General features: G+C 71.1%; 26 protein-coding genes and 1 tRNA gene. 16 read left to right on the forward strand and 11 right to left on the reverse strand.

Going from position 1 to position 25,755, the window contains the following annotated elements; all coding sequences use genetic code 11:
- Positions 1-118 precede the first annotated feature (118 nt).
- Positions 119-607 (forward strand): GIY-YIG nuclease family protein, encoded by a 489-nt coding sequence (locus ACFYNU_RS11940; protein WP_356587265.1) that lies wholly within the window; start codon positions 119-121, stop codon positions 605-607.
- A gap of 94 nt (positions 608-701) precedes the next feature.
- Here ACFYNU_RS11940 and ACFYNU_RS11945 read toward each other — a convergent pair whose 3' ends face one another.
- Both ACFYNU_RS11945 and phoU read right to left on the reverse strand, forming a co-directional pair.
- The gene (locus ACFYNU_RS11945; RefSeq protein ID WP_356587263.1) at positions 702-851 is read right to left on the reverse strand and encodes a hypothetical protein; all 150 of its coding nucleotides are present in this window, start codon (positions 849-851) and stop codon (positions 702-704) included.
- A 164-nt stretch (positions 852-1,015) separates the two neighbouring features.
- Entirely contained in the window at positions 1,016-1,696 is a 681-nt protein-coding gene (gene phoU / locus ACFYNU_RS11950; protein ID WP_069625814.1) for a phosphate signaling complex protein PhoU, read from the reverse strand.
- A gap of 301 nt (positions 1,697-1,997) precedes the next feature.
- Here phoU and ACFYNU_RS11955 point away from each other — a divergent pair, with 301 nt between their 5' ends.
- A complete protein-coding gene (locus ACFYNU_RS11955; RefSeq protein WP_023540732.1) occupies positions 1,998-3,260 on the forward strand; it encodes a cell wall metabolism sensor histidine kinase WalK in 1,263 nt (420 codons plus the stop codon).
- Entirely contained in the window at positions 3,257-3,937 is a 681-nt protein-coding gene (locus tag ACFYNU_RS11960; protein WP_189110519.1) for a response regulator transcription factor, read from the forward strand. The genes ACFYNU_RS11955 and ACFYNU_RS11960 overlap by 4 nt, the downstream gene beginning before the upstream one ends.
- A gap of 124 nt (positions 3,938-4,061) precedes the next feature.
- On the opposite strand, the gene ACFYNU_RS11965 is transcribed toward ACFYNU_RS11960, so the two are convergent.
- Positions 4,062-4,796: a DUF461 domain-containing protein gene (locus tag ACFYNU_RS11965; protein ID WP_356587260.1), complete on the reverse strand. Its 735-nt coding sequence runs from the start codon at positions 4,794-4,796 to the stop codon at positions 4,062-4,064.
- A 642-nt stretch (positions 4,797-5,438) separates the two neighbouring features.
- On the opposite strand from ACFYNU_RS11965, the gene ACFYNU_RS11970 reads away from it, so the two are divergent.
- The 7 genes from ACFYNU_RS11970 (at position 5,439) to ACFYNU_RS12000 (ending at position 12,806) form a co-directional block, all read left to right on the forward strand.
- Positions 5,439-5,921 carry a CarD family transcriptional regulator gene (locus ACFYNU_RS11970; RefSeq protein ID WP_003953493.1) on the forward strand — a complete coding sequence of 161 codons (483 nt, stop codon included), beginning with the start codon at positions 5,439-5,441 and terminating at the stop codon, positions 5,919-5,921.
- A gap of 403 nt (positions 5,922-6,324) precedes the next feature.
- Positions 6,325-7,071, forward strand: coding sequence for a 2-C-methyl-D-erythritol 4-phosphate cytidylyltransferase (gene ispD, locus ACFYNU_RS11975; protein ID WP_356587258.1), 747 nt, complete (start codon positions 6,325-6,327; stop codon positions 7,069-7,071).
- Positions 7,061-7,579 (forward strand): 2-C-methyl-D-erythritol 2,4-cyclodiphosphate synthase, encoded by a 519-nt coding sequence (gene ispF, locus ACFYNU_RS11980; protein ID WP_356587256.1) that lies wholly within the window; start codon positions 7,061-7,063, stop codon positions 7,577-7,579. The genes ispD and ispF overlap by 11 nt, the downstream gene beginning before the upstream one ends.
- A 165-nt stretch (positions 7,580-7,744) precedes the next feature.
- On the forward strand, positions 7,745-8,152 hold the full coding sequence (locus ACFYNU_RS11985; RefSeq protein WP_356587254.1) for a PPOX class F420-dependent oxidoreductase: 408 nt from the start codon (positions 7,745-7,747) through the stop codon (positions 8,150-8,152).
- A gap of 208 nt (positions 8,153-8,360) precedes the next feature.
- Positions 8,361-9,782, forward strand: coding sequence for a cysteine--tRNA ligase (gene cysS, locus ACFYNU_RS11990; protein ID WP_356587252.1), 1,422 nt, complete (start codon positions 8,361-8,363; stop codon positions 9,780-9,782).
- A gap of 205 nt (positions 9,783-9,987) precedes the next feature.
- Positions 9,988-10,938, forward strand: coding sequence for a 23S rRNA (guanosine(2251)-2'-O)-methyltransferase RlmB (gene rlmB, locus ACFYNU_RS11995; RefSeq protein WP_356587250.1), 951 nt, complete (start codon positions 9,988-9,990; stop codon positions 10,936-10,938).
- 140 nt (positions 10,939-11,078) lie between these two features.
- Positions 11,079-12,806, forward strand: a complete 1,728-nt coding sequence (locus ACFYNU_RS12000) for a DoxX family membrane protein (RefSeq protein ID WP_356587248.1) — start codon at positions 11,079-11,081, stop codon at positions 12,804-12,806.
- Positions 12,807-12,993: 187 nt separating this feature from the next.
- On the opposite strand, the gene ACFYNU_RS12005 is transcribed toward ACFYNU_RS12000, so the two are convergent.
- The 3 genes from ACFYNU_RS12005 to ACFYNU_RS12015 all read right to left on the reverse strand — a co-directional run bounded on the left by ACFYNU_RS12005 (position 12,994) and on the right by ACFYNU_RS12015 (position 15,515).
- Complete coding sequence (locus ACFYNU_RS12005) at positions 12,994-13,710, reverse strand: nucleotidyltransferase family protein (RefSeq protein WP_356587246.1); 717 nt, start codon at positions 13,708-13,710, stop codon at positions 12,994-12,996.
- Positions 13,711-13,748: 38 nt separating this feature from the next.
- Positions 13,749-14,171 carry a hypothetical protein gene (locus ACFYNU_RS12010; protein WP_023540742.1) on the reverse strand — a complete coding sequence of 141 codons (423 nt, stop codon included), beginning with the start codon at positions 14,169-14,171 and terminating at the stop codon, positions 13,749-13,751.
- 207 nt (positions 14,172-14,378) lie between these two features.
- On the reverse strand, positions 14,379-15,515 hold the full coding sequence (locus ACFYNU_RS12015) for a sn-glycerol-3-phosphate ABC transporter ATP-binding protein UgpC (protein WP_356587244.1): 1,137 nt from the start codon (positions 15,513-15,515) through the stop codon (positions 14,379-14,381).
- A gap of 205 nt (positions 15,516-15,720) precedes the next feature.
- Between ACFYNU_RS12015 and ACFYNU_RS12020 the strand changes: the two genes are divergently transcribed.
- Positions 15,721-15,794 (forward strand) — tRNA-Thr (locus tag ACFYNU_RS12020).
- Between the two features lie 63 nt (positions 15,795-15,857).
- On the opposite strand, the gene ACFYNU_RS12025 is transcribed toward ACFYNU_RS12020, so the two are convergent.
- Together ACFYNU_RS12025 and ACFYNU_RS12030 are read right to left on the reverse strand one after the other, a co-directional pair.
- Positions 15,858-17,255, reverse strand: coding sequence for an FAD-dependent oxidoreductase (locus ACFYNU_RS12025; protein ID WP_356587242.1), 1,398 nt, complete (start codon positions 17,253-17,255; stop codon positions 15,858-15,860).
- Positions 17,252-17,920, reverse strand: a complete 669-nt coding sequence (locus ACFYNU_RS12030; RefSeq protein ID WP_356587240.1) for a rhomboid-like protein — start codon at positions 17,918-17,920, stop codon at positions 17,252-17,254. Before ACFYNU_RS12030 ends, ACFYNU_RS12025 begins: the two co-directional genes overlap by 4 nt.
- Before the next feature lie 45 nt (positions 17,921-17,965).
- Here ACFYNU_RS12030 and ACFYNU_RS12035 point away from each other — a divergent pair, with 45 nt between their 5' ends.
- The 3 genes from ACFYNU_RS12035 (at position 17,966) to ACFYNU_RS12045 (ending at position 20,101) form a co-directional block, all read left to right on the forward strand.
- On the forward strand, positions 17,966-18,856 hold the full coding sequence (locus ACFYNU_RS12035; RefSeq protein WP_388766041.1) for an aminoglycoside phosphotransferase family protein: 891 nt from the start codon (positions 17,966-17,968) through the stop codon (positions 18,854-18,856).
- A gap of 24 nt (positions 18,857-18,880) precedes the next feature.
- A complete protein-coding gene (locus ACFYNU_RS12040; RefSeq protein WP_356587236.1) occupies positions 18,881-19,366 on the forward strand; it encodes a GNAT family N-acetyltransferase in 486 nt (161 codons plus the stop codon).
- Between the two features lie 165 nt (positions 19,367-19,531).
- The gene (locus ACFYNU_RS12045) at positions 19,532-20,101 is read left to right on the forward strand and encodes a hypothetical protein (protein ID WP_356587234.1); all 570 of its coding nucleotides are present in this window, start codon (positions 19,532-19,534) and stop codon (positions 20,099-20,101) included.
- A gap of 20 nt (positions 20,102-20,121) precedes the next feature.
- Here ACFYNU_RS12045 and ACFYNU_RS12050 read toward each other — a convergent pair whose 3' ends face one another.
- Entirely contained in the window at positions 20,122-21,141 is a 1,020-nt protein-coding gene (locus tag ACFYNU_RS12050) for a zinc-binding dehydrogenase (protein ID WP_356587232.1), read from the reverse strand.
- Between the two features lie 178 nt (positions 21,142-21,319).
- Complete coding sequence (locus tag ACFYNU_RS12055; protein ID WP_356587230.1) at positions 21,320-22,486, reverse strand: NAD(P)-binding protein; 1,167 nt, start codon at positions 22,484-22,486, stop codon at positions 21,320-21,322.
- Between the two features lie 158 nt (positions 22,487-22,644).
- On the opposite strand from ACFYNU_RS12055, the gene ACFYNU_RS12060 reads away from it, so the two are divergent.
- Positions 22,645-23,355 carry a pentapeptide repeat-containing protein gene (locus tag ACFYNU_RS12060; protein ID WP_356587228.1) on the forward strand — a complete coding sequence of 237 codons (711 nt, stop codon included), beginning with the start codon at positions 22,645-22,647 and terminating at the stop codon, positions 23,353-23,355.
- Positions 23,356-23,629: 274 nt separating this feature from the next.
- Here ACFYNU_RS12060 and ACFYNU_RS12065 read toward each other — a convergent pair whose 3' ends face one another.
- Entirely contained in the window at positions 23,630-24,127 is a 498-nt protein-coding gene (locus tag ACFYNU_RS12065; protein WP_356587226.1) for a hypothetical protein, read from the reverse strand.
- Positions 24,128-24,207: 80 nt separating this feature from the next.
- Between ACFYNU_RS12065 and ACFYNU_RS12070 the strand changes: the two genes are divergently transcribed.
- Entirely contained in the window at positions 24,208-25,746 is a 1,539-nt protein-coding gene (locus tag ACFYNU_RS12070) for a M1 family metallopeptidase (protein WP_388765977.1), read from the forward strand.
- Positions 25,747-25,755: the final 9 nt, after the last annotated feature.

A 25,755-nucleotide genomic window follows, 5' to 3' on the forward strand; every position in this document is an offset into this window, starting at 1 on the left:
GCATCCTGTCAGCGGTTACCAGTAACCTGCGACCATCAGCCATGCCGCGACTGGAGGCTTCGTGGAAGCTACCCCTCTCGTCAGTCCCGACCGGTTGTGGTCGGCGCAAGAGGTCTTGGTGCGCCCCAGCCCTCTCCCGGCACTGGCAGGGGTCTACGGGTGGCACTTCAAGCAGCCACCCAGCCCAGATCTGGACGCCGGGCGCCTGCTCTACGTCGGGATAGCCCCGCGGTACATGGCGAACCGGACCAGTACCCAGAACTTGCGCAAGCGGGTGCGCTATCACTACCGGGGCAACGCGGCCGGCTCGACGTTGCGACTCACTCTGGGGTGCCTGCTCGGACTTGAGCTGCGACGCGTGGGCAGCGGTAAGCGGATGACCTTCGGCAAGGTGGGCGAGGCCACCCTGAGTCAGTGGATGGCGGACAACGCGCGAGTGTGCTGGATGGAGCGGGACGAGCCGTGGGAGCTGGAGTCACAGCTCATCTCCCAGCTCGACCTCCCGCTGAACCTCGACCAGAACCGTCACAACGCGTATCACAGCCGCCTGAAGGAACTACGGGCCCAAGCACGGCGGCGAGCTCGCGAGTTGCCCGTCAGCTCCTAGTCCGAGGAAGGCTGTCCCGGCCGTCTCTGGGCCGTTGTTGTAGCAGGGCCCGGTCCGGGTGGAGGTCCACCACCGGACCGGGCCCTTGTCCTTGTCAGCCGCAGCTGCCCCCGCAGGCGCACGGCGCGCCCGACTGGCAGCCGCAGCCGCAGCCCGAGCCGCAGCCGCAGGCGCCGAGGACCGGCGGCCGTACCCGTTCGACAGATGCGTCCTGCTGGGTCCCGGTCATGGGGGAGTCGGCCATGGGTTCCTCCTCGAAGGTGTGCACGGGCGTACGGGGTGGCGTCCACGCCCATTGCAGCCCCACGGTGGTGGGCGCATCAACGGCGCATGCGCGCAGGCGCCCCCCAACGCGCCCCCGTCACACCCCCGTGCTCCCCCTGAGACCCCCTGAGAAGGACCGAGCCGTCAGGCGCCTTCGACCGGCGCCTCCGCCTGCTGGATCTCGTCCGCGTGCTCACCCGTCACCAGGTACACGACCCGCTTGGCCACCGATACCGCGTGGTCGGCGAACCGCTCGTAGTAGCGGCCGAGCAGCGTCACGTCCACCGCCGTCTCGATGCCGTGCTTCCAGCGGTCGTCCATCAGGTGCTGGAAGAGCGTGCGGTGCAGCAGGTCCATCTCGTCGTCGTCCTGCTCCAGCTGGAGCGCCAGATCGACGTCCTTGGTGATGATGACCTCGGCCGCCTTCGCCATCAGCCGCTGCGCGAGCTGCCCCATCTCCAGGATGGTCGCGTGCAGGTCGTGCGGCACGGCGTGGGCCGGGAAGCGGAGGCGCGCCAGCTTGGCGACGTGCTGCGCCAGGTCGCCCGAGCGCTCCAGGTCCGCGCTCATCCGCAGCGACGTGACGACGATCCGCAGATCCGTGGCGACCGGCTGCTGCCGCGCCAGCAGGGCGATGGCCCTGGCCTCCAGGTCGTGCTGGAGGTCGTCGACCCGCTGATCGGCGGCGATCACGCTCTCGGCGAGCTTCAGGTCCGCGTCGAGCATGGACGTGGTGGCGCGCCCGATCGCCGACCCGACCAGTCGGGCCATCTCGACCAGGTCCTCGCCGATCGAGTCAAGTTCCTCGTGGTACGCGTCCCGCATGGGTGTCCCTCTCTGGATTTTCCTGCTGGTGTTCCGGGGTTGTCGGAAGTCGCCTGAGGAGTCGTCTGAGTACGCCGGAAGGCCCCCCCAACAGCGCTGTCCTCGTCGCACGGACGCCGACGGACCGCCAGGGGCGGGGGGCTGTCCGACCCCCACGCTCCCACGTTCGAGCCGTCAGGAGTCCGGATGCTCCCTCCCAAGTGAACCGGCACTTTCTCCACGGTGAACTCTGGGCGACGAGTGTTCGAGGAGACACCTGTACGGCTGGGAGAGTGTCACTTGACCCGCTTAACCTGAGTGCATGGACGTGAACGCGGCAGTCGCCGCATTGGCAGCGATCGCCGGGGCGTGTACCGGCGTGATCGCCATGCTGGCGTTCCGCTGGAGCGAGCGCGACCAGGCCAGGCCCACCCGTAGCTCACTGCACACGGAAGCGGGCCTTCCGCCCGGCGTCGACACGGTGCTCTCCGTTCTCCGCTCCTCCGCGGTCGTGCTCGACGAGTCCGACTCGGTGGTCAAGGCCAGCTCCGCCGCGTACGCGCTGGGCCTGGTCAGGGGCGGCAAGCTGGCCGTCGACCCGATGCTGCACATGGCGCGCGACACCCGCCGCGACGGAGAGATACGCCAGGTCGAGCTGGATCTGCCCCGGCGGGGCACCGGCCGCGGCGAGGCCCTGGCGGTCTCCGCCCGGGTGGCACCGCTCGGCTCCCGGCTCGTCCTGCTCCTGGTCGAGGACCTCACGGAGGCGCGCAGGATCGAAGCGGTCCGGCGTGACTTCGTGGCGAATGTCAGCCATGAGCTGAAGACCCCCACCGGGGCGCTCTCCCTGCTCTCGGAGGCCGTCATGGACGCCTCCGACGACCCCGAGGCGGTCACCCGCTTCGCCGGCCGTATGCAGATCGAGGCGACCCGGCTCACCAACCTCGTACAGGAACTCATCGACCTCTCCCGGGTGCAGAACGACGACCCGCTGGAGGACGCCGAACCGGTACGTGTGGAGGAACTGGTCGCCGAGGCCATCGACAGGTCCCGGCACGCCGCCTCCACGAAGCAGATCACGATGGCAGCCGGAGGCGCCGCCGATCTGCGAGTCTGGGGTAACCGCGGCCAGCTGGCCGCCGCCCTCGGCAACCTCGTCGAGAACGCCGTCAACTACTCCCCGGCCCGCACTCGTGTGGGTATCGCGGCCCGGCACGTGGCCGCACCCGGCGGGGATCTGATCGAGATAGCCGTCACCGACCAGGGGATCGGCATCTCCGAGAAGGACCGCGAGCGCGTCTTCGAGCGGTTCTACCGCGTTGACCCGGCCCGCTCGCGGGCCACCGGTGGTACGGGCCTCGGCCTGGCCATCGTCAAGCACGTGGCCGCCTCGCACGGCGGGGAGGTCACGATGTGGAGCTCCGAAGGCCAGGGCTCCACCTTCACCCTGAGGCTCCCCGTGGCGGGCGCCGGACGGGACCGCACACCCACCGGCCCGGACGAAGTCGCCCAGCGCCGCTTTCATCACGACGTCAACGATCTTGACCAATCGACTGAGATCCCTGCCCCGGAGGTCCTTCCGTGACCCGAGTGCTCGTCGTCGAGGATGAGGAATCCTTCAGCGACGCTCTTTCCTACATGCTCCGCAAGGAAGGCTTCGAGGTCGCCATCGCGACCACCGGGCCCGCGGGGCTCGACGAGTTCGAACGCAACGGCGCCGACCTCGTCCTCCTCGACCTGATGCTGCCCGGTCTGCCCGGCACCGAGGTGTGCCGGCAACTGCGCGGGAAGTCCAATGTCCCGGTGATCATGGTGACCGCCAAGGACAGCGAGATCGACAAGGTCGTCGGCCTGGAAATAGGAGCCGACGACTATGTGACCAAGCCCTTCTCCTCGCGGGAGCTGGTGGCGCGCATCCGCGCGGTGCTGCGCCGCAGGGGCGAGCCGGAGGAGGTCGCGCCGGCCGCGCTGGAGGCGGGGCCGGTCCGGATGGACGTGGACCGCCACGTCGTGACGGTCTCCGGCGGCAAGGTCGACCTGCCGCTGAAGGAGTTCGACCTCCTGGAGATGCTGCTGCGCAACGCGGGCCGTGTGCTGACCCGTATGCAGCTGATCGACCGGGTCTGGGGCGCGGACTACGTGGGGGACACCAAGACCCTCGACGTCCACGTCAAGCGGCTGCGCGCCAAGATCGAGCCCGATCCGGGTGCGCCGCGGTATCTGGTGACGGTGCGCGGTCTCGGCTACAAGTTCGAGCCATAAACCGTCACCATCGCCCTGACCTACGTATGAGGACGCCGTACCGGCATGCCGGTACGGCGTCCTCATACGTAGGTGCCCGGTACTCCGGCCCAGGACCCCGGCCCGGGGCCCTGAAGCCCGCGGGTCAGTGCTCGGTGTCCGAGGACGCCGACGCGGCGTCCGACGCCGTGGCCGCGTCGCCCTGGTCGGTGCCCTGGTCCGCGCCCTCGACGGTGCCCTCTTCGGTGGCGCCCTCGGTCGCGCCGGTTTCGCCGGTTTCGCCGCCGGGCGTCCCGGTCTCCCCGGACGGCGATCCGGAGGGCGATCCGGCCGGGCTCTCGGACGCGCTCGCCGACGGCGAGGGCGTCGCGCTCGGCCCGAAGCCGGTGAAGGGGCCGGTCGCGGGCACCACGAAGGCGTCCAGCTCGACGTCGCCGGTGTCGCTGAACTGGAACACGACCCGCTGGGCGTCGCCGTTGCGCGCCGCCTCGTCGCCACCGTCGATCACGGCGGACACGTTGCCCTCGCCGCCGATCAGGATCGAGCCGTTGGCGGGGACCGTGACCGGGCCCTTGCCCTTGGCCGGGGTGATCTTCACCGTCGTGCCGCTGTCCGGCAGCGTGATCGCGTCGAGCGTCTGGCGGCTGCCGCCGTTGTTGAAGACCTTCGCCGTGATGGCGGCGGGGGCGCCCGCTTCGGCCTTCGGCTGGGTGACGACCGTGGCGTTCTGGATGGTGATCTTGCCGATGGAGGTCGCGGCGTTGTCAGGTCGGACGCCGAGCGTCTGCGCGTCGTTGCCGGCACCGCACGCGGCGAGCGAGGCGATCGAGAACGCGATGGCAGACGCGGCGAGGGTGCCGCGTCGAAGGCTGCGGCTCACGGTGGCGGCAACTCCTTGGACGTACGGGCGGGCTGCGGACGGCTAACGATGGTTCAGCGGGCTCAGGTTACCGAGCCCCCGTCGCGCCTCCGCACCCGACCCGCCCTCAACTGCGCCCGGCAGGCGCTGCGCAGGCTCCCGCGGGGTGCCGGGGGAGTGCGGGCGGAGTGCCGGTGGCGGCTTCGGCGGCGGCTTGGGTGGAAGGGGAAAGTGAGCGCCGACGGTGTGTTTGGTACGCCGTTCACATAAGTCCGGTGATCAATTCCCCGACCCGACACACATTCCTTACGAATAGCGCCGCATAGCGCGGCGCGGACTCCGGTGATCAAATTCGGATTGGGTTCACACTTCCGTCCGCACATGTGACCGACATCCGAACGGAGCATGGGAAGTTCGCCCCGTGGAATCCGACAAATGGGGAGGTTCACCCCATCAGGATGGGGTTCGGAGCGGTGGAACGCGCGTGTTTCCGTCCGGCTTCACAGTGGCTCCCACCTGCGAATACCCGCTTCCGGAAGCCGCTCGCAGCACGTTCCTATTGCTGTTGTCAAGCCCCGAGAACCGTCCTGACCTGCGAAAACGCCATTCAGAAGAGGCCGTTCCCGTGTTACCCTGGATAGCCACGGAAGGGGTACCTGTCACATGACGTTCAAGGTTGGCGACACCGTGGTCTATCCCCATCACGGGGCCGCGCTGATCGAGGCTATCGAAACTCGTCAGATCAAAGGCGTGGACAAGACCTACTTGGTGCTCAAGGTCGCCCAGGGCGACCTGACGGTTCGTGTCCCGGCGGACAATGCGGAGTTCGTCGGAGTGCGCGACGTGGTCGGTCAGGATGGGCTGGACCGGGTCTTCGAGGTGCTGAGGGCGCCGTACGCAGAAGAGCCGACGAACTGGTCCCGGCGCTACAAGGCAAATCTTGAGAAGCTCGCCTCCGGCGATGTCATCAAGGTCGCCGAAGTGGTCCGCGACCTCTGGCGTCGGGAACGAGAGCGTGGACTCTCCGCAGGTGAGAAGCGCATGCTCGCCAAGGCGCGCCAGATTCTGGTGAGCGAGCTGGCTCTCGCGGAGAACACGAACGAAGACAAGGCCGAGGCTCTGCTCGACGAGGTTCTCGCGTCCTGACCGAGTTCTGACCGGGTCGTGCATCGAGTCGTGACCCGGACGAGCCGGATTAATTGCATCAATGCCGCGGTGCCCGCTGACCAGCAGTGATTCCCACGCTGTGTTGCCGGGCACTGCGGCATGCCCGAAGGACCTCGGCCTGGGGAATCTCACAAGCGGAATCTCTTCATGAGCCCTGACTGGCCCTAAGATCTACTCGGCTGTGACACCCCGTCACATCCACCGAATTCCCCGCCCGATTCTGGCCTGATTCCGGCCCGATCCTGGTGTGCCGGGCCCGGGGCAGCTGGCGCAGCTGGTCTCGACCGGTGTCACGGAAGGGTTCCGGTCAAGGTGCCGCGCCCGGCACGCTTGGGGCCATACCCATGTCGGCCGAGGAAACAAACCTGCCGGAGTGCAACCGATGTCAGACGAATCGAGCCGACACCGCACCGCCGCCGTGATCCCCGCCGCGGGCCGTGGCATACGGCTCGGCCCCGGCGCCCCCAAGGCGCTCCGCACCCTGGGCGGCACCCCGATGCTGGTCCACGCGGTACGGGCCATGGCGGCCTCCCGCGCGGTCTCCCTCGTGGTCGTGGTGGCCCCGCCCGAGGACACCGCGGCGGTGAAACTGCTCCTCGGTGAGCACTCGCTGCCCGTGCGTACCGACTACCTCGTGGTGCCCGGCGGCGAGACCCGCCAGGAGTCCGTACGGCGTGGCGTGGAGGCCCTGCCGGAGGACATCACCTCCGTTCTCGTCCATGACGCGGCCCGCCCCCTCGTGCCGGTGGACACCGTCGACGCGGTGGTCGACGCCGTACGGGGCGGCGCGCCCGCCGTCGTCCCCGCCCTGCCGCTCGCCGACACCGTCAAGGAGGTCGAGCCCGGCGCGAAGGACCAGCCCGAGCCCGTCGTCGCGACCCCCGAGCGCGCCAGGCTCCGCGCCGTACAGACCCCGCAGGGCTTCGACCGGGACACGCTCGTACGCGCGCACCTGAGCCAGCCGCTCGCCGGCGAGGGCGCGACCGACGACGCCGGGCTCGTCGAACAGCTCGGTGAGCCCGTCGTGGTCGTGCCCGGCCACGAGGAGGCGTTCAAGGTGACCCGGCCGCTGGACCTGCTGCTCGCCGAGGCCGTACTCGCCCGCAGGAGGGCCAACGATGGATTCTGAGTCCGTGGGACCCGCGCCCGCCGGTCTGCCGCTGGTCGGCATCGGTACGGATGTGCACGCCTTCGAGGCCGGGCGTGAGCTGTGGTGCGCCGGCCTGCTGTGGGACGGGCCCGAGAACGACGGCCAGGGCCTCGCCGGGCACTCCGACGGCGACGTGGCCGCCCACGCCGCCTGCGACGCGCTGTTCTCCGCCGCCGGTGTCGGCGACCTCGGCGCGCATTTCGGGACCGGGCGGCCCGAGTGGTCCGGCGCCTCCGGTGTCACCCTCCTCAAGGAAGCCGCCAGGATCGTCCGCGCCGAGGGCTTCGTCATCGGCAACATCGCCGTCCAGGTCATCGGTGTCCGGCCGAAGATCGGCAAGCGGCGCGCCGAGGCCATGAAGGCGCTCTCGGAAGCGGCCGGCGCACCCGTCTCCGTGTCCGGCACGACCACCGACGGGCTCGGGCTGACCGGACGTGGCGAAGGCCTGGCGGCCATCGCCACGGCGTTGCTCGTACGCGAGCGCTGACCCGCCCGCCGCGCTGACCCGGCCGTCCCGTCGATTCGCGCGCCGCGTCCGCCTGCTCGCCCCGTGATCGGCGTGGCCCGAAATACCGTGGGGCCGACGGCGGTTGAGGGGACAGCGCCGGATTCCGGCACCCGCGGTGAACCCCTCCACAGGAAGGCACCATTCATGGCAGTCGCTGTTCTCTCCGACGAGCTCAAGCAGCTCCTCGACGGCACCGTCTTCGTCGCCATCGCCACCATCCAGCCCGACGGCAGCCCACAGGTCTCACCGGTCTGGGTGAAGCGTGACGGCGAGGACATCCTCGTCTCGACGGCCGTCGGCCGCCGTAAGGAGGAGAACCTGCGCCGGGACCCGAGGGTGACGGTCATGTTCCAGCCCTTCGACGACCCGTACCGGTACGCGGAGATCCGCGGCTCGGCCACCCTCAGTACGGAGGGCGGTCAGGAGCTGATCGACGAGCTGTCCGTCAAGTACACGGGCAAGCTGTACGCCGACTTCAACCCCAAGGGGGCGGGGGAGGGCGAGCGCGTCGTCATCCGCATCACGCCGCGCAAGGTCGTCGGCCGCATCTGACGGCCACCGGGCGCCCCGGGCGCCCCGGGCGCACGCCGCGTCCGCCCCGTACACGCGACTGTCCGATGCCGGACAGCGCCCCGGGCGGCGGCGGCCGGCGCTCCGGAAGCCTCTGACGAGGGCCGTCCGGCACGGCCAACGTCACGCTTCGGTGTCCCGTGGCCCCAAGGGGCCCGGGGCACTGTCTCCGGAGCACTACCCTTGTCGCGTGACCATTCGGCTGTACGACACCGGCGCCCGGCAGACCCGTGACTTCACCCCGCTCGTTCCGGGCTGTGTCTCGATCTACCTCTGTGGCGCCACCGTGCAGGCCGCACCGCACATCGGGCACATCAGGTCGGGGCTCAACTTCGACATCCTGCGGCGCTGGTTCAGCTACCGCGGCTACGACGTGACCTTCGTACGGAACGTCACCGACATCGACGACAAGATCATCGCGAAGTCGGCCGTCCAGAACCGCCCCTGGTGGGCGATCGGGTACGAGAACGAGCGCGCCTTCAACTCCGGCTACGACGTGCTGGGCTGCCTGCCGCCCACCTACGAGCCGCGCGCCACCGGGCACATCCCCGAGATGATCGAGATGATGCGCGGCCTCATCGAGCGCGGCCACGCCTACGCGAGCGACGGCAACGTCTACTTCGACGTGCGGTCCTTCCCGGAGTACCTCCAGCTCTCCAACCAGGACATCGACGATCTGCGCCAGCCCTCCGGCGAGGGCGAGACGGGCAAGCGCGACCAGCGCGACTTCGCGATGTGGAAGTCCACCAAGCCCGGCGAGCCCGACTGGGAGACGCCGTGGGGCCGCGGCCGGCCCGGCTGGCACCTGGAGTGCTCCGCCATGGCGCACAAGTACCTCGGCAGCGCCTTCGACATCCACGGCGGCGGCCTCGACCTGATCTTCCCGCACCACGAGAACGAGATCGCGCAGGCCAAGGCGTACGGCGACGACTTCGCCGAGTACTGGATGCACAACGCCTGGGTCACCATGAGCGGCGAGAAGATGTCGAAGTCGCTCGGCAACTCGGTCCTGGTCAGCGAGATGGTCAAGCAGTGGCGGCCCATCGTCCTGCGCTACTACCTCGGCACCCCGCACTACCGTTCGATGATCGAGTACAGCGAGGAGGCCCTGCGCGAGGCCGAGTCCGCGTTCGGGCGGATCGAGGGCTTCGTCCAGCGCGTCATCGAGCTGGCCGGTCACACCGTCGAGCCGGCCGACGAGGTCCCGCCCGCCTTCGCCGAGGCGATGGACGACGACCTCGGGGTTCCCGGGGCCCTCGCGATCATCCACACCACGGTCCGGCAGGGGAACTCGGCGCTCGCCGCCGACGACAAGGAGGCGGCCGTCGCCCGTCTCGCCGAGGTCCGCGCGATGCTCGGAGTTCTCGGTCTGGACCCGCTGGACGCACACTGGACGGGAACGGGCGCGGGCGAGGGCGGCTCCGACGGCGAGGGCAACAGGCTGAACGGGGTGGTCGACACCCTCGTACGACTGGTGCTCGACCAGCGCGAGGCCGCGCGTGGCCGCAAGGACTGGGCCACGGCGGACGCCATCCGCGACCAACTCCAGCAGTCCGGACTCGTCATCGAGGACGGTCCGGCTGGCCCGCGGTGGACGCTGGGACCGCGCTGAGCGGGGCGAGCGCCGCGACCTCCTGAAGAGGCCGGGTCGCACCGTGCCCCGGGGCCGGATTGTGCTGTCCGGCCGCCGGGCGGCACACTCACGTGAACGCGGTGTCGAACGACCGCGAACGAAGACGTGAAACGAAGACGTGAAACGAAGTCGTGAACGAAGTGACGTCCTCACGAACCGACGGAAGCAACGAAACAGGTAGGTCATGGCCGGGAACAGCCAACGCAGGAACCGCCGCACGTCCAACAAGAAGGGCGCGCAGGTCGGCAGCGGTGGCAAGCGACGCCGCGGGCTGGAGGGCAAGGGCCCGACACCGCCCGCGTCCGCCCGCAAGGGCCATGTGCAGAACCGGGTCGCCAACTCCAAGGCCAAGCTGACCGCCCGCCGCCAGGTCGCGCGCCGCGGCGGCAAGGGCGCCAGCGAGATGGTCGTCGGCCGCAACCCGGTCTACGAGGCGCTGCGCGACGGCGTACCGGCCACGATGCTCTACGTACAGCAGTACATCGAGAACGACGAGCGCGTACGTGAGGCCCTGCAACTCGCCGCCGACCGCGGCGGCATCCATCTGATGGAAGCGCCCAGGCCCGAGCTGGACCGTATGACCAACGGCCTCAACCACCAGGGCATGGTGCTCCAGGTCCCGCCGTACGAGTACGCGCACCCCGAGGACCTGGCCGCCGCCGCCTTCGACGACGGCGAGGACCCGCTGATCGTCGCGCTCGACGGCATCACCGACCCGCGCAACCTCGGCGCCGTCGTCCGCTCCGTCACCGCCTTCGGCGGTCACGGCGTCGTCGTGCCCGAGCGGCGTGCCGCCGGGATGACCGCGGGCGCGTGGAAGACCTCGGCCGGCACCGCCGCCCGTACGCCCGTCGCCCGCGCCACCAACCTGACGCGCGCGCTGGAGAGTTACCAGAAGGCCGGTCTGACCGTCGTCGGTCTCGCGGCCGACGGCGAGACCGAGGTCGGCGACCTCCCGGCGCTCGGCGGACCGGTCGTGATCGTGGTCGGCAGCGAGGGCAAGGGCCTGTCGCGGCTGGTCGGCGAGACGTGCGACTACCGGGTGCGGATCCCGATGCCGGGCGGCGCCGAGTCGCTGAACGCGGGTGTCGCCGCGGGAGTGGTGCTGTACGAGGCGGCCCGCCGGCGCTCCTGAGCGGGCGGGCGGTCGCCCGTACGCCGACTGGGCCGGATGGCGTTACCTCCGTACAGATGTGCCCATCCCGGCTCTCTTGACGGGTCTCGGACATTTCCCGGCCGTCAAGGCAGTGTCCTAAACACAAGTCACTCGGTTAGATGAGTGTGGACACCAGAACGCCCCGGCCCGGGTTCGAAGAACAGCCCCCGCTGAGCATGGTCAAGGTGGACTGCGATCCCGCGCAGGTCATCGTGAACCACGCCAGCTTTCGGGTGAAGCTCGCGTCGAGCCAGCGCCCCAGCCCCGCACGCGCCACGGCGGACACCGCGCGGATCCCCGCGATGAGCGGCGGCGGAGGCGCGGCGCGCCGCCGGGCCCCCGTCGTCTGGAGCGGCCGGTCGGAACCGGGCGACCTCGGAGCCACCGGGCTCCTCCAGGCCGTACGGAACTCCTCCGCGACAGCGGCGGGCGCGGCCCTCGCCGAAGCGCCGGGCGGCCCGTACGACAGGGGGGCCACCGGCTCCACCCAGGTCATCCCGCGGATCGACCTGGGCGACGACACCATGCCGACACCCCGCGTGCCGCGCCCCGGTGGCGGCGCGGGGTCCGACACCCCGCTGCTGCCGCCCATGCGGCAGGCGGTGGGCGCGTACGACGCCCCGGAGTACGACCCGTACGGCACGGGCGGCGCGCGCCACCGCGGCGGGCACGACGACCGGGACGACCGCGAGTACGAGCGCGACTTCGAGCGTGACTTCGACCGCGACGGCGGCCGTGATCACGGCGGCCGGCACGACATCGCGGCCTCCGAGGCCGCCGTACGGCACGCCTACTACCCCGGCCGCCGGATGAACCTCGGCGTGGTGCTTCTGCCGCTCCGCGTCTTCCTCGGTCTCATCTCCATCTACGCGGGCATGGGCAAGCTCTGCGACCCCGTCTACTTCGACGGCGGCAAGCGCGGCTCCATGGTCGCCTGGCTCACCTCGCTACAGCCGTGGGCGCTGGCCGAACCGCTGCGCGACTTCGCCCTCTCGCACCCCGTCGGCGCCGGGCTCAGCGTCGCGTTCCTCCAGGTCGTCGCCGGTGTGCTCACCGTCCTCGGCCTCTGGCAGCGGCTCGCGGCCTCCTTCGGGGCGCTGCTCTCGGCCGCGCTGATCCTCACCGTCAGCTGGCGCACCGTCCCCGTCTACGACGCGCCCGACATCATCTATCTGGCCGCCTGGTCACCGCTGATCATCGCGGGCGCCCCCGTCTACTCGGTGGACGGCCGCCTCGCGGGCGAGGCATGGCGCAAGCTCGGACCGCGCTCTCCCCTCAGGGACCTGCGGCGCCGTGTCCTGCGGCGCGGCGCGGTCGTGGCGACCGTCGTCATCGGTCTGACGCTGCTCATCGGTTCCATGCTCGGCGGAGCCGTACGGTCCACGGAGATGGTGACGGTGCCCGGACCGAACAACCCGGTCAACCAGCTGCCCGGATCGCCGCTGCCTCAGAAGTCCGGCAAGAGCAGCGCGTCCGGCTCACCCACCGGTGAGGCCCGGCAGAGCGGCGGCAGCGCGGCGCCGACGGCCGGCCAGACCAGCGGGCCCGCGGCCGAGGAGTCGAAGCCGGGCGAGGCACCGGCGCGCCGGCCCGGCGGGGCCGGCACGGGCGGCCAGCCCAGCCAGTCCCAGGGCACCGGCCAGGCGCCCCCGCAGACGCAGGAGCAGGCACCACCGCCGTCGAGCAGCCAGGGCCCCGCGACGAGCGGCGGTTCGACGGGCGGCGGCCAGGGCGGCGGCACGACCGGTGGCGGCGGCGACGGCGGCGGCACCACGGGCGGTGGCGGCGGCTCGTCCACCGGCGGCGGTGGCGGAGCCAGGAATCCGATCGGCGGTCTGCTCGGCTGACGCCGGGGGACGTTGCGCACGTACGAGGGCGGCCACCCGGTGGGATCGGGTGGCCGCCCTCGTGCGTGCTGTGCGCCCGTTTGCGGGCCTGGGACGTCTTCGTACGGCTCCGGGGGTGGCCGTACGGCTCCGAGGTCGCGCAGGGCCCGTCAGAAGCGGTCGACGCGACGCATGGGCGCGGATTGGCTCAACGCGCGGCGGCGGCCAGCTCCTTGGCGGCCTCCGTGAGGTCCTTCGCGGTGTCGATGGCCCGCCAGTACGCGCCCTGCGGCAGCGGGAAGCCCGCCAGCCTGCGCTCGCGCGCCAGCCGGGGAAAGGTCGTCCGCTCGTGGTCGCCGCGGTCGGGCAGCAGACTCGCGAACGCCGAGGAGAACACGTACACACCGGCGTTGATCAGATACGGCGACGGCGGCGACTCGATGAAGTCCAGCACATGGCCGAACTCGTCGGTCTCCACGGCACCCCAGGGAATCCGCGGCCGGGCGAGGGCGAGCGTCGCGGTGGCATCGCGCTCGGCGTGGAACGCGGCCATCTCACGCAGGGAGAAGCGGGTCCAGATGTCGCCGTTCGTGGCGTACCAGGGCTGCTCGGGCTCGGGCAGCCGGGCGGCGGCGAACTTGAGGCCACCGCCGCGCCCCAGGGGCTCCTTCTCCACCACGGTCGTGACACGCAGCGGGAGTTCGGACGCGTCCAGCCACTCCTGGAGCACCTCGGCGAGATGGCCGCACGAGACCACGGCGTCGGTGACGCCCTCGGCGGCCAGCCAGGCGAGTTGATGGCCGATGATCGGGGTCCCCGTGCCGGGGATCTCGACCATCGGCTTGGGACGGTCGTCGGTGTACGGGCGCAGCCGCGACCCCTGGCCGCCCGCGAGGACCACGGCCTGCGTCGGAAACGTCATCATGCCGTGAACGATAGGCGGGCCGGCCGGGGAGCCGGCGGTCAGTGCCCCGCGGTCTGCTGGGAGACCCCGTAGGCGAACGAGGTGTCGCAGACGGGGCGGGAGAACGACTGGGCGCGGGTGGGTCCGTAGTGCGCGACGGCGGCGCGGCCGAGGGCGCGGGCCAGGGACATGCAGTGCTTGGCGAGCGAGGGGCGCTCCTCGATCTGGCGCTGGAGGTGGGTCAGGGCGATCCCCGGGTCCTTCTCCTGGAGCTCCACGAGCAGCTTGTCGCGGAGAACGTCCTGCGGGGCACGGGACTTGGCGCGTACGGACGCCTTGTCCGAGGAGGCGGTGAGGATTTGCGCGTCGGAGCTCTTCGCCGCCCACGGGACGGTCGCGACCGCCAGGGTTCCGGAGAGTACGAGGACGACGGGCAGTACGAGGGCGAGACTTCGGCCGATTCGGCGGGCAGTGTGGGTCACGCAGGCGAGCGTAGCGGTCAGTGATGATTTGGCGACATTTAGTCACTCGGGTGAGGGATGGTTCGACTGGTCTTTTCGAATCGGGTGTTGACGCACACGATTCGAAATGGCCGATGTGCCGGGGTATTTGTCCGCTTGGGCGGCACAAGCAAACGGCCCCGCACCGAAGTGCGGGGCCGTTAGTACGTTCTTCAGGTCGGTCCTCGGTCAGTCGCTGAGGCGCTCACCGGTGGACGAGGCGAAGACGTGCGTCTCGCCCGGACGCGGCACGACGTGCAGCTTGGCGCCCTTGTCGGGAACGGCGCGGCCGTTGACCCGGACCACCAGGTCCTTGTGCTCGCCGCCGACCTGCGCGTCGCCGTAGACGTAACCGTCGGCGCCCAGCTCCTCCACGACGTTGACGGTGACGGCCAGACCGGCCGGCGCGTCGGCGGTGTCCTTCGACAGCGACTTCGCGGCCTCGCCGCCCTGCTCGACGATGTCGAAGTGCTCCGGGCGGACACCGACGGTGACGGTGCTGTCACCGCGGTCGGCCGCGGCGGACAGCGCCTCGCGGGAGATCGGGACGACGCTGTTGCCGAACTTCACGCCGCCGTCGGTGATCGGGACCTCGACCAGGTTCATGGCCGGGGAGCCGATGAAGCCGGCGACGAAGAGGTTGGCGGGACGGTCGTACATGTTGCGCGGCGAGTCGACCTGCTGGAGCAGACCGTCCTTGAGGACGGCGACCCGGTCACCCATGGTCATGGCCTCGACCTGGTCGTGCGTGACGTACACCGTCGTGATGCCCAGGCGGCGCTGGAGCGAGGCGATCTGCGTACGGGTCGACACACGGAGCTTGGCGTCGAGGTTCGACAGCGGCTCGTCCATGAGGAACACCTGCGGCTCACGCACGATGGCGCGGCCCATGGCCACACGCTGGCGCTGACCACCGGAGAGCGCCTTCGGCTTGCGGTCCAGGTACTCGGTGAGGTCGAGGATCTTCGCGGCCTCTTCGACCTTCTTACGGATGTCGGCCTTGTTGACGCCGGCGATCTTCAGCGCGAAGCCCATGTTGTCGGCGACCGACATGTGCGGGTACAGCGCGTAGTTCTGGAACACCATCGCGATGTCCCGGTCCTTCGGCGGCAGGTGCGTGACATCGCGGTCACCGATGCGGATGGCGCCGCCGTTGACGTCCTCCAGACCCGCGAGCATGCGCAGGGAGGTCGACTTGCCGCAGCCGGAGGGCCCGACGAGTACGAGGAACTCGCCGTCCGCGACGTCGAGCTCAAGCTGGTCGACGGCGGGCTTGGTGGAACCCGGGTACACACGGGTCGCCTTGTCGAACTGAACAGTGGCCATGGTGATGTGGTCCCTTCACCGGCAGGAACGTGCCGGACGATCCGAGTAAAGGAATGGCTCCCGCGCCGGAAGGCGGAGGATGGGTCTAGTCCACCTGGATGAACTTGAGGTGACGCTACCTGGCGTTTCAAGATCTGTCAGTAGGTGAACCAGGATGAAATTCCCGGCCGACCTGTGATCCGTGCCGGTTATAGTTTTCCCGCACGCCTCCTTAGCTCAGCTGGCCAGAGCAACGCACTTGTAATGCGTAGGTCGTCGGTTCGAATCCGACAGGGGGCTCCGACGAACCCCAGCCCGGACCACGTCCGGGCTGGGGTTCTGTGTTCAGCGGACGCTGCGGTGTCAGTGGCGGCCCGCGATGCGGTTGGCCGTGCGGGCCAGGCGGGGGGTGTGGAGGGTGGGGGACTTCGTCTCCTGGCGGTCCGCCGTGCGGTAGGCCGCGTAGAGGGTGTGGACTCCCAGCCAGCGCAGGGGTTCCGGTTCCCATTTGCGGACCTTGTGGTTGACCCAGGGCAGGGCGGTGAGGTCCGTGGGGCCCGCCTGGCCGGAGTCCTGTTGGATCAGGTCGCGCAGGGTGCGGGCCGCGAGGTTGGTCGTGGCGACGCCCGAGCCGACGTAGCCGCCCGCCCAGCCGAGGCCGGTGGCGCGGTCGAGGGTCACCGTGGCGCACCAGTCGCGCGGGACGCCGAGGACGCCGGACCAGGCGTGGTCGATGCGGACGCCCGCCGTGGTGGGGAAGAAGCGGACCAGGATGTCGCGCAGGGCGGCGATGGTGGCGGGCTGGGTGCGGCCGTCGTTGTCTGTGCGGGAGCCGTAGCGGTACGGGACCCCCCGGCCGCCGATGGCGATGCGGTCGTCGGCGGTGCGCTGCGCGTACATGTAGGCGTGCGCCATGTCGCCGAGGGTTTCGCGGCCGTCCCAGCCGATGGTGTCCCAGATCCTGGCGGGCAGCGGTTCGGTGGCGATCATCGAGGAGTTCATGGGGAGCCAGGTGCGGCGCTGGCCCTTGAGGCCGGCGGTGAAGCCCTCGGTGCAGCGCAGGATGTACGGCGCGCGGACCGTGCCGTACGGGGTGATCGCGTGTTTGGGCTTGATCTCGGTGACCGGCGTCGACTCGTGGATCGTGACGCCCAGCGCCTCGACGGCCGCGGCGAGGCCCTTGAGAAGTTTGACGGGGTGCAGCCGGGCGCCGTGCGGGGTCCAGGTGGAGCCGACGGCTCCGGTGACCCGTACGCGCTCCGCCGTCTCGCGCGCGCCGCGCAGGACGCGGTCCGTCTCGCCGAAGGCGATCTCGGTGGTGTGGAAGTCCTTGAGCCTGGCCAGTTGCGCCGGGGTGTACGCGACTTCCAGGACGCCGCCCTGGTGGATGTCGGCGTCGATCGACTCGTCGGCGGCGACGCGTACGACCTCGGCCACGGTGTCGTTCATGGCCCTCTGGAGTCGGACGGCGGAGTCGTGGCCGTGTTTGAGGGCGTAGGTGTCGCGGCCCGCGATGCCGTTGTAGAGCCAGCCGCCGTTGCGCCCGGAGGCGCCGTATCCGCAGAACTTGCCTTCCAGGACGGTGATGTTGAGGAAGGGCGCGGCCTTCTTCAGGTAGTAGGCCGTCCACAGCCCGGTGAAGCCGCCGCCGACGACGCAGATGTCGGCCGTGGTGTCGCCGGGGAGGGGTTCGCGGGGCGCCGGTATGCCGTCCTGGGCGTACCAGAAGGAGATACCGCCGTTGATGGTGCTGCTGCTCATGAGGGTGTTCGTACACCGCGTTTCGCACTTGTGTCCAGGTACGGGGTGGCGGGGTGGCCCTGGGCGAGGGGGTAGCAGGCCAGGCCGATGAGGACGGCGCTGAAGTGCCCGATGTCGGTGAAGTCGGGGCGGGCGAGGAGCGGGACGCCGTGGAGGATCACGACGGCGCCTCCATACGGATATCGCCACGGCGGGGCGATCCGGTAGGTGAGGACGGCGGCGACGCCCGCGAGCGCGTAACCGACGCCCACGTCGAGCGTGTCGCCTGCGGCCTCGTGCGCGCGGCCCTGGTGGATCGCCCAGCTGAGGACGCCCTCGCCGACGAGGGTGGCGCCGACGTGTGCGGTGGCCGCCGTGGCGAGCCAGCGGCGGGTGCCGAGCCAGTGTTCGGCGGGGGCGTGGACGACCGTGTGGAGGGCCGCGTACGGGAGCCATCGGCCGCCGTCGATCCAGAAGGCGCCGGTGACCAGTACGCGGACGGGGTTCTGGGAGAGCTGGTGGAGGTTGGTGGAGCGCCGGCGCAGGAAGTCCTCCTGAAGAGGCGGGGACACGCGGTGCAGGGCGACGGTGGTGACGAAGAGGGCCGCGAGCCAGAGGTAGGTGCCGGGAGCGGTCCTGACCCAAGCCCGGGTGAGGTGGGCGGCCTTGCGGAGAGGGCGGCGCATGGGGTGATTCACCCATGGGGGAGGCGTCCGGGGAGCGCTCGTAGGCTGGGTGTCGTGGAGATTCCGGCGGAGTTGGCGAGAACACGGGGAAGCGCGTTCGTCGCCGCCCTCCCGGCGCGTGCGGCCGACTTCCTCAAGAGGTGGGAGCTGCGGCGTACGGCGGGCCCGTCGATGCACGGCGTGTGCGCGCTCGTCCTGCCGGTGGAGCGGGCGGACGGTACGCCGGCGGTACTGAAGCTCCAGGACGTCGACGCGGAGACGGCCGGTGAACCGGTGGCGCTGCGCGTGTGGGACGGCGACGGCGCGGTGCGGCTGCTGGAGTACGACGCGGAGTCGGGCACGCTCCTGTTGGAACGGCTGGACCCGGCACGGGACTTGAGCGGTGTCGCCGTACGGGACGGGGTGACCGTCATCGCCGGGTTGCTGGCCCGGCTGACGGCGGCGCCCGCGCCGGCGGACCTGCGCCGGCTGGGGGAGATCGCGGAGGCGATGCTCGACCGGACACCGGCGGCGGCGCGGTCGCTCGCCGACGGCGCGGAGCGGCGACTGCTCCTGGACTGCGCGGCGGCCGTACGTGAGGTGGCGGGCGAACCGGGTGACCGGCTGCTGCACTGGGATCTGCATTTCGAGAACGTGCTCGCGCCCCTGCCGGACACCGGGGGCGGGACCCGTGAGCCATGGCTGGCGATCGACCCGAAGCCGCTGGCGGGGGATCCGGGTTTCGAGCTGCTGCCCGCCCTGATCAACCGGTTCGACGAGGGCGACATCCTTGGGAGGTTCGACCTGATGACGGGGGTCATGGGGCTGGAGCGGGGGCGCGCGCGGGCGTGGACGCTGGGGCGGGTCCTACAGAACTGCCTGTGGGACATCCACGGCGGGGAGCGGGTGCTTGAGCCGGTGTCGGCCGCCGTGGGCCGGGCGCTGTTGGCGCGATAGCCGCCGAACAGGCAGGCTGCGGTCATGATTCGTACGGCGACGGCCGCTGACGTTCCGGTGATCCACGCGATGATCCGTGAACTGGCGGCATACGAGAAGGCCCCGGACGAGGCGCGGGCGACCGAGGAGCAGCTGCGCGAGGCGCTGTTCGGCGAGCGGCCCGCCGCGTACGCGCACATCGCGGAGACTGACGAGGGCGCGGTGGCGGGGTTCGCGCTGTGGTTCCTGAACTTCTCGACATGGCGCGGGGTGCACGGCATCTATCTGGAGGACCTGTACGTCCGTCCGGAGCTGCGCGGCGGCGGGCACGGGAAGGCGCTGCTGACGGAGCTGGCGCGGATCTGCGTGGAGCGCGGGTACGAACGGCTGGAGTGGTCGGTGCTGGACTGGAACGAGCCGTCGATCCAGTTCTACCGGGCGCTCGGGGCACGGCCGCAGGACGGGTGGACGGTGTTCCGGCTGACGGACGGGGAGTTGGCGGGGCTGGGGGCGTCGGAGGGCGGTGCCTGAGGCCGGCCCCCGAGGGTGGTGCCTGAGACCGGTTTCTGAGGCCGGTTTCTGAGGCCGGTTTCTGAGGCCGGGGGTGGGGATCGTCGGCGGGATTGTCAGTGGCTGTGGCTACGCTCGGTGACGAGTGTGGATGACGTCGACTTTCGACTTTCCTGAGGGGGACCTGTGTCCGAGATCGTGCCCGAGGCCGAGTCTGTTTCCGAGTCCGGGGCCGGGGGCGCTGTCAGCCCGCAGCCCGATCCGGTGATGGCCGAGATCGGGCGTGGCATGGAGCTGGGGCAGCGCGGTGAACGGGACGCCGCCCGGCGGGTGTTCGCCGGTGTCTGGGGCCGGCTGGGCGCGGACGGCGACCCGTTCCACATATGCGCGCTGGCCCACTCCATGGCGGATGTCCAGGACGATCCACGGGAGGAACTGGTCTGGGACCTGAGGGCGTTGGAGGCGGCGGACCTGGTCTCGGACGAGCGGGCGCGGCGTGCGGGGGTGGCGAGCCCGGTGGCCGCGTTCTACCCGTCGCTGCATCTCAATCTGGGGGATGTGTACCGGCGCCTCGGCGAGTGGGACCTGGCGCGTCAGCATCTGGCGCGCGGGCTCGACGCGGTGGGGGCGCTGGGCGACGACGGGTACGGGCAGCTGATCAAGGGTGGACTCGACCGGCTGGCGGAGCGGTTGGCGGAGCGGTCCGGCGAGCCGCCGGCCGGGCCGGTGGAGGCTTCCCGTCCGCCGTCCGCCTGATTCGGGTCGTCGGTCGGTCCTCAGACGCCCGGACGGCTGAGCGGCGGCTCCAGCACCACCTTGCCCATCGTGCCGCGCGTCTCCAACGCGCGGTGCGCGGCGGCGGCTTCGGCGAGCGGGAAGCGCTGTACGGCGGGGCGGAGCCGGCCCGCCGCGGCCTCGGCCAGGGCGCGGTCCTCCAGCGTGCGTACGCTGCCGCCCGCCTTCTGGATCATCACGGGGCCCAGGACGCCCTCGGAGGTGATGCCGCGCGCCGCCTGCTCCTCCTCCGTGTAGTTCAGCGGCTCGCCGTCGTGGATGCCTTCGCCGGACCAGCCGAAGACGATGTGTCTGCCGCCCTTGCCGAGGAGGTCGACGGCGGCGCGGGCGGTGTCGCCGCCGACGGAGTCGAAGACGACGGTCGCGGGGCGGCCCGCGAGATGGGCGCGGACGGTCTCCGACCAGTCGGGCCGTGTGTAGTCGACGGCGAGGTCGGCGCCGTTCTCGCGGACACGCGCCACCTTGACGGGGCCGCCGGCCAGTCCGATGACGGTGGCGCCGACGTTCTTCGCGTACTGGACGAGGAGGGTGCCTATGCCACCGGCGGCGGCGGGGACGATCGCGACGTCCTCGGGGCCGAGGGTGGTGAACTGGAGGATGCCCATGGTGGTGCGGCCGGTGCCGATCATGGCGACGGCCTCGGCGGCGTCCAGGTTGGCGGGGGTCTCGTGGAGCTTGGCGGCGTCGGCGACGGCGAGTTCCGCGTAACCGCCGGGGACCATGCCCAGATGGGTGACGACCTGCTTGCCGAGCCAGCTGGGTTCGGTGCCCTCGCCGAGCGCGTCGACCGTGCCCGCGACTTCGCGGCCGGGGATGGTGGGCAGTTCGGCGGGCGCGGGATACGGGCCGGTCATGCCCTCGCGCAGCGCGCAGTCGAGCAGGTGGACCCCGGCCGCGGCGACGGCGATCCGGACCTGGCCGGGGCCGGGGACGGGGTCGTCGGTCCGCTCGTGGACCAGGTTCTCGGCGGGCCCGAAGGCGTGGAGGCGGATGGCGTGCATGGCTGGCTCCCTCGTGGTGTCCGGGCGCGGCGCGGTCGCGTGTGCGCGTGCGGCCCGGTGCGGTGTGCCCAGGTGTCGGGTACGGGAGCCAGCCTCCGACCTCAAGCGGGCTTGAGGTCAAGCGGACTTCGGTCAGGCGGACTTCGGTCAGGCGGACCGAGGTTCAGGTCGGGTGCGGTCAGGCGGAGTGGCGGAGCCGTACGGCGTCGAGTCGGCGCACCGCGAGCGACGCCGCCTCGATGGCGCTGTTGAACGACACCTCGGACAGCACGCCCGGCGCGGCGACCTGGTCGCCGACGAGATAGACGCCGTCGCCCCGGTCGATGCGCGGCCGGTCGCGCCAGGTGGTGCCCGGCCGGTCGACCGCTCCCGTACGGCCGGCGGCGAGCGACTGGCGCCGCCACACCGCCCGTTCACGCCAGTCGGGGAAGCCCAGGTCGAGCAGAGCCTCCGCGCGCGCGATGCCCACGGTCCCGGACTCGCCGGGGCCCACCGGGAACTGGCCCTGGAGCAGTTGTTCCCCGGCCGGTGCGAGCGAGGGGTCCGCGGCGGTGAACCGCTCCAGCCAGCCCGGCGCGTCGAGGTCGCAGATGACGAAGGGGTCGCCCCTGCGCGTGGTCAGCCCCAGGTCCAGCAGCGCGGTGCGCCCGCTCTCCCACCGCAGTGAGTCGTCGGCGAGCAGCAGCCGGGCCGAGTCGAGCGAGGTCGCGACGATCACCGGTCCGTCCTCGGGGAGGGTGTCGACGCGGGCGACGGTCTCGACGCGTACGCCCAGATTCCAGGCCCGCGCGAGCAGCCGCTCGACGACCTGGCTCCAGCCGCCGATTGCGATGTGCGCCTCCGGCGGGATGGTGGCCGCGCGCCGGAGCCGTTCCTGGACGAAGGCGGCGGAGAGCGAGCCGGGGTCGTGGTGGAAGAGGGCGACGGCGGCGTAGCGGGCGGCGGCGACAGCCGCGTCGTGGCCGTGCCGCTCGGTGGCCCAGGTGTGGAAGTCGACGTCCACGGGCGCCCGTTCGGCCCGGCTGCGACTCGCCTTGAGCAGGCCGAAGGGCGGGGCTTTACGGAGTGCGCCGTCGCGGTGGAAGCGCAGACGGGCGCCCTCGATGGCCGGTACGCGCGCCATGGGGCCGAGGAGATCGCGCTGCCGGAGCCAGGCCCAGTGCGGGCCGCGATGGTAGAAGACGTGCGGACCTTCGTTGGCGCGGTACGGCCCCTCGGAGGTGCGGGCCCGCCCGCCGAAGGTGTGGTGGGCCTCGAAGACGGTCACTCTGGCGCCCGACTCGGCCGCCGAGATGGCCGCGGTGAGTCCGGCGAAGCCGCCGCCGACGACGGTGATGTGGTCCATGGCTGTTGCCCCTTCGCTCGTGTGGCTCGTGTCGCTCGTTCTCGTTCTCGTTCACGCTCTCCATGTGCGGTGGTCCCCAACTAATTGACTGAACAGGACGACGGTTTGTGACAGCGGAGCGCCCGGATTCGGGGGCGTTGTCAGTGGCGTACGTCACGATGGGGGGTATGGCTCGGAGGACGACGACAGGTAAGTCAGGGACGGCCCGCGGGAGTGCGGCGGCGCGGCGGCCGGAGGTGCGGCTGCCGCCGCTCGTGCCGTACGGGGGAGAGCTGGAGCCCGACGGGGATTACGACGGGCAGGAGTTCGGCGGGCTGGATCTGGCGGACCAGGTGGGTCCCGGGTCCCGCTTCATCGACTGCGCGCTGCGCGAGTGCGGGCTGGACCGGACGGATCTGGGCCGGTCCCGTTTCATCGACTGCGTTCTTGAGGGCATCCGGGGGGTGGGGACGGATCTCGGGGGCGCGTCGCTGCGCGATGTCGAGGTGGTGGACGCACGACTGGGCGGGGTGCAGCTGCACGGAGCGGTGTTCGAGCGGGTGCTGATCCGGGGTGGCAAGATCGACTATCTGAATCTGCGGAAGGCGAAGCTGAAGGACGTGGTGTTCGAGGGCTGCGTCCTCGCCGAACCGGACTTCGGGGGAGCGGAGCTGGAGCGCGTCGAGTTCCGCGACTGCGTCCTGAAGGAGGCGGACCTCAGTGGCGTGCGGATGAAGGACGTCGACCTGCGGACCGTCCTTGAGCTGGGCATCGCGCGCGGGGTCGACCGGCTGGCGGGGGCGGTGATCAGTACGGCCCAACTGCTCGATCTGGCACCGGCGTTCGCGGCGCAGATCGGTGTGCGGGTGGAGGACGGGCCACGGGGTTAGGGGAGCCCGGCAAGATCGGCAAGACACCCCCTTGGCCCTGTCAGGGGCCGGCCGGGGAAGCGGAAGACCCCGACCGTGGGGGGTGGGTCGGGGTCTTCAATGTGCTCCGGGGGCTCAGCCATGTGGGGGGAGAACCTGGCGTCTGGTTCCTGGTGGCGTCCCGGCAAAAGTGCGTCTGCCCGACTGCGACGGAGGTATTCCTGCCAATCCGAAAACCTCTGAGGACGCGTCGCGGGGGTCGCACACGCGCTTGGATCCGGGCTCGGCCGCGGGCTCAGACCCGGGGGAAGCGGGCCTGGAGATCCCAGATCATCGGGTTGTCCATCAGGCCCTCGTGCATGTCCCCGAGATCGGCCAGCAGGTCGTGCAGGAAGTCGCGCGACTCGCGGCGCAGCAGCCGGTGGCCGAAGGTGAGCGGGGCCTCGTCGGCCGGCATCCAGTCGGCGGTCACGTCCACCCAGCCGAAGCGGCGCTCGAAGAACATGCGGTCCGTCGACTCGGTGAAGTCCAGCTCTGCGTACTGCCGGTGGGCCGACCGGTTGCCGCGCGGGTCGCGGTCGACCTGCTCCACGATGTCGCACAGCGCCCAGGCGAAGTCGAGCACCGGCACCCATCCCCAGCCTGTGGACACCTCGCGGTCGGCCTTGGTGTCGGCCAGGTACACATCGCCGCAGAAGAGATCGTGCCGCAGGGCCCGGACGTCGGCGAGGCGGTAGTCGGTCTGCGGCGGATCGGGAAAGCGGCGGGAGAGGGAGTAGCCGATGTCAAGCACGCGCCCGATGGTGTCATGGCGCCGCGCGGACGAGTCTCCGCCCGCCGGGGAGCGGGCCGGGCGCGGCCTACGATCACCGCGTGCACCAGCACCACCACCCCCACCAGCAGCGCGGCCCCTACCGGCAGCGCGGCCTCCGCCAGCACCGGACCCCGTACCGCATCGCGGCGGCGCTCCTCCCCGCTCTCCTGATCTTCGGAGGTTGCTCGGGACGGGACGAGCCGGACGAGCCGGGCGGCACCCCGGTCGCCCCCGCCACCCCGGGCGCCGCAGGTCTCGACGACCCGTACTTCCCGCACCTCGGCAACGGCGGCTACGACGTCACCCACTACGGACTGACCCTCGACTACGACCCCGCCACCGGCCGCCTCGACGCCACCGCCGCGATCACCGCCCGCGCGACGCACCGGCTCAGCGCGTTCAACCTCGACCTCGCCGGTCTGACGGTCGGCCGCGTGACCGTCGACGGCGCGCGGGCCGGCGTACGGCGCGCGGATACGGAGCTGACGCTGCGGCCACGCGCGGACATCGGCCGCGGGGCCACCTTCCGTACGGTCGTCCGCTACTCCGGCGTCCCCCGGACCCTGACCGGCGCCGACGGGATGAGGGAGGGCTGGCTCAGATCGGGGAAGCGCGCGGTCGCGCTGGGGCAGCCGACCGGCTCGATGGCCTGGTTCCCCGGCAATCACCATCCGAGCGACAAGGCGGCGTACGACCTGCGGATCACCGTCCCGAAGGGGCAACAGGCCATCTCCAACGGGGAGTTGACGAGTGAGCGGACCACCGGCGGCCGTACCGTCTTCGACTGGCACTGCGCCGAACCGATGGCCAGCTATCTCGCGACGGTCGCCGTCGGCCCGTACCGCACCGACCGCACCAACCGCACCAACCGCACCGACCAACCCAACCGCACCGACCGGCCCAAGTCCTCGCGGGACGCCGCCGACGGCATCCCCGTCCACACCGCCGTCGATCCGGCCGTGGCCGCCGAGAGCGCCGATCTGCTGGCGCGGATCCCCGAGATCATGAAGTGGGGCGAGAAGACCTTCGGCCCGTACCCGTTCTCCTCCACGGGCGTGATCATCGGGCGGCCCGGCGACGCCGACTTCAACCTGGAGACGCAGAACAGGCCCTTCCTGCCCGGCCCGAGCGGTATCGGGATCCTCGTCCACGAGCTGGCCCACCAGTGGTTCGGCGACTCCGTGACCCCCAAGTCCTGGCGGGACATATGGCTCAACGAGGGCTTCGCCGAGTACGCGGAATGGCTCTGGGCCGAGGCCGAGGACGGCGTCCCGGCGCAGCGCGCCTTCGAGCGGGCGTACGCCGACGCGGAGAACTGGGCCTTCCCGCCGGCCGAACCGCCCACCGCCGCCCACATCTCGGCGCGACCGGTGTACGGGCGCGGCGCCATGGTGCTCCATCAGCTCCGGCTGGCGGTCGGCGACAAGGCGTTCTTCGCGCTCGTACGCGGCTGGGCGCGGGAGCATCGGCACGGCAACGCGTCCACCGCCGACTTCACCGCCTTCGCGCAGCGGCGGACGGACCGCGATCTGACGGCGCTCTGGGCCGCCTGGCTGTACGGCTCCGGGAAACCGCCGCCCGACCCGCCCCACTCCTGAGCGCCGCAT

Source organism: Streptomyces sp. NPDC006643, from assembly GCF_042870175.1.
In the GTDB taxonomy this organism is placed as follows: Bacteria; Actinomycetota; Actinomycetes; order Streptomycetales; family Streptomycetaceae; genus Streptomyces.

Coding starts and splice junctions, on each gene's coding strand:
- ACFYNU_RS11945 (WP_356587263.1), bottom strand. CDS start 851: ATGGCCGACTCCCCCATGACCGGGACCCAGCAGGACGCATCTGTCGAA.
- phoU (WP_069625814.1), bottom strand. CDS start 1,696: ATGCGGGACGCGTACCACGAGGAACTTGACTCGATCGGCGAGGACCTG.
- ACFYNU_RS11955 (WP_023540732.1), top strand. CDS start 1,998: ATGGACGTGAACGCGGCAGTCGCCGCATTGGCAGCGATCGCCGGGGCG.
- ACFYNU_RS11970 (WP_003953493.1), top strand. CDS start 5,439: ATGACGTTCAAGGTTGGCGACACCGTGGTCTATCCCCATCACGGGGCC.
- ispD (WP_356587258.1), top strand. CDS start 6,325: ATGTCAGACGAATCGAGCCGACACCGCACCGCCGCCGTGATCCCCGCC.
- ispF (WP_356587256.1), top strand. CDS start 7,061: ATGGATTCTGAGTCCGTGGGACCCGCGCCCGCCGGTCTGCCGCTGGTC.
- ACFYNU_RS11985 (WP_356587254.1), top strand. CDS start 7,745: ATGGCAGTCGCTGTTCTCTCCGACGAGCTCAAGCAGCTCCTCGACGGC.
- rlmB (WP_356587250.1), top strand. CDS start 9,988: ATGGCCGGGAACAGCCAACGCAGGAACCGCCGCACGTCCAACAAGAAG.
- ACFYNU_RS12000 (WP_356587248.1), top strand. CDS start 11,079: ATGAGTGTGGACACCAGAACGCCCCGGCCCGGGTTCGAAGAACAGCCC.
- ACFYNU_RS12005 (WP_356587246.1), bottom strand. CDS start 13,710: ATGATGACGTTTCCGACGCAGGCCGTGGTCCTCGCGGGCGGCCAGGGG.
- ACFYNU_RS12015 (WP_356587244.1), bottom strand. CDS start 15,515: ATGGCCACTGTTCAGTTCGACAAGGCGACCCGTGTGTACCCGGGTTCC.
- ACFYNU_RS12025 (WP_356587242.1), bottom strand. CDS start 17,255: ATGAGCAGCAGCACCATCAACGGCGGTATCTCCTTCTGGTACGCCCAG.
- ACFYNU_RS12030 (WP_356587240.1), bottom strand. CDS start 17,920: ATGCGCCGCCCTCTCCGCAAGGCCGCCCACCTCACCCGGGCTTGGGTC.
- ACFYNU_RS12040 (WP_356587236.1), top strand. CDS start 18,881: ATGATTCGTACGGCGACGGCCGCTGACGTTCCGGTGATCCACGCGATG.
- ACFYNU_RS12050 (WP_356587232.1), bottom strand. CDS start 21,141: ATGCACGCCATCCGCCTCCACGCCTTCGGGCCCGCCGAGAACCTGGTC.
- ACFYNU_RS12055 (WP_356587230.1), bottom strand. CDS start 22,486: ATGGACCACATCACCGTCGTCGGCGGCGGCTTCGCCGGACTCACCGCG.
- ACFYNU_RS12060 (WP_356587228.1), top strand. CDS start 22,645: ATGGGGGGTATGGCTCGGAGGACGACGACAGGTAAGTCAGGGACGGCC.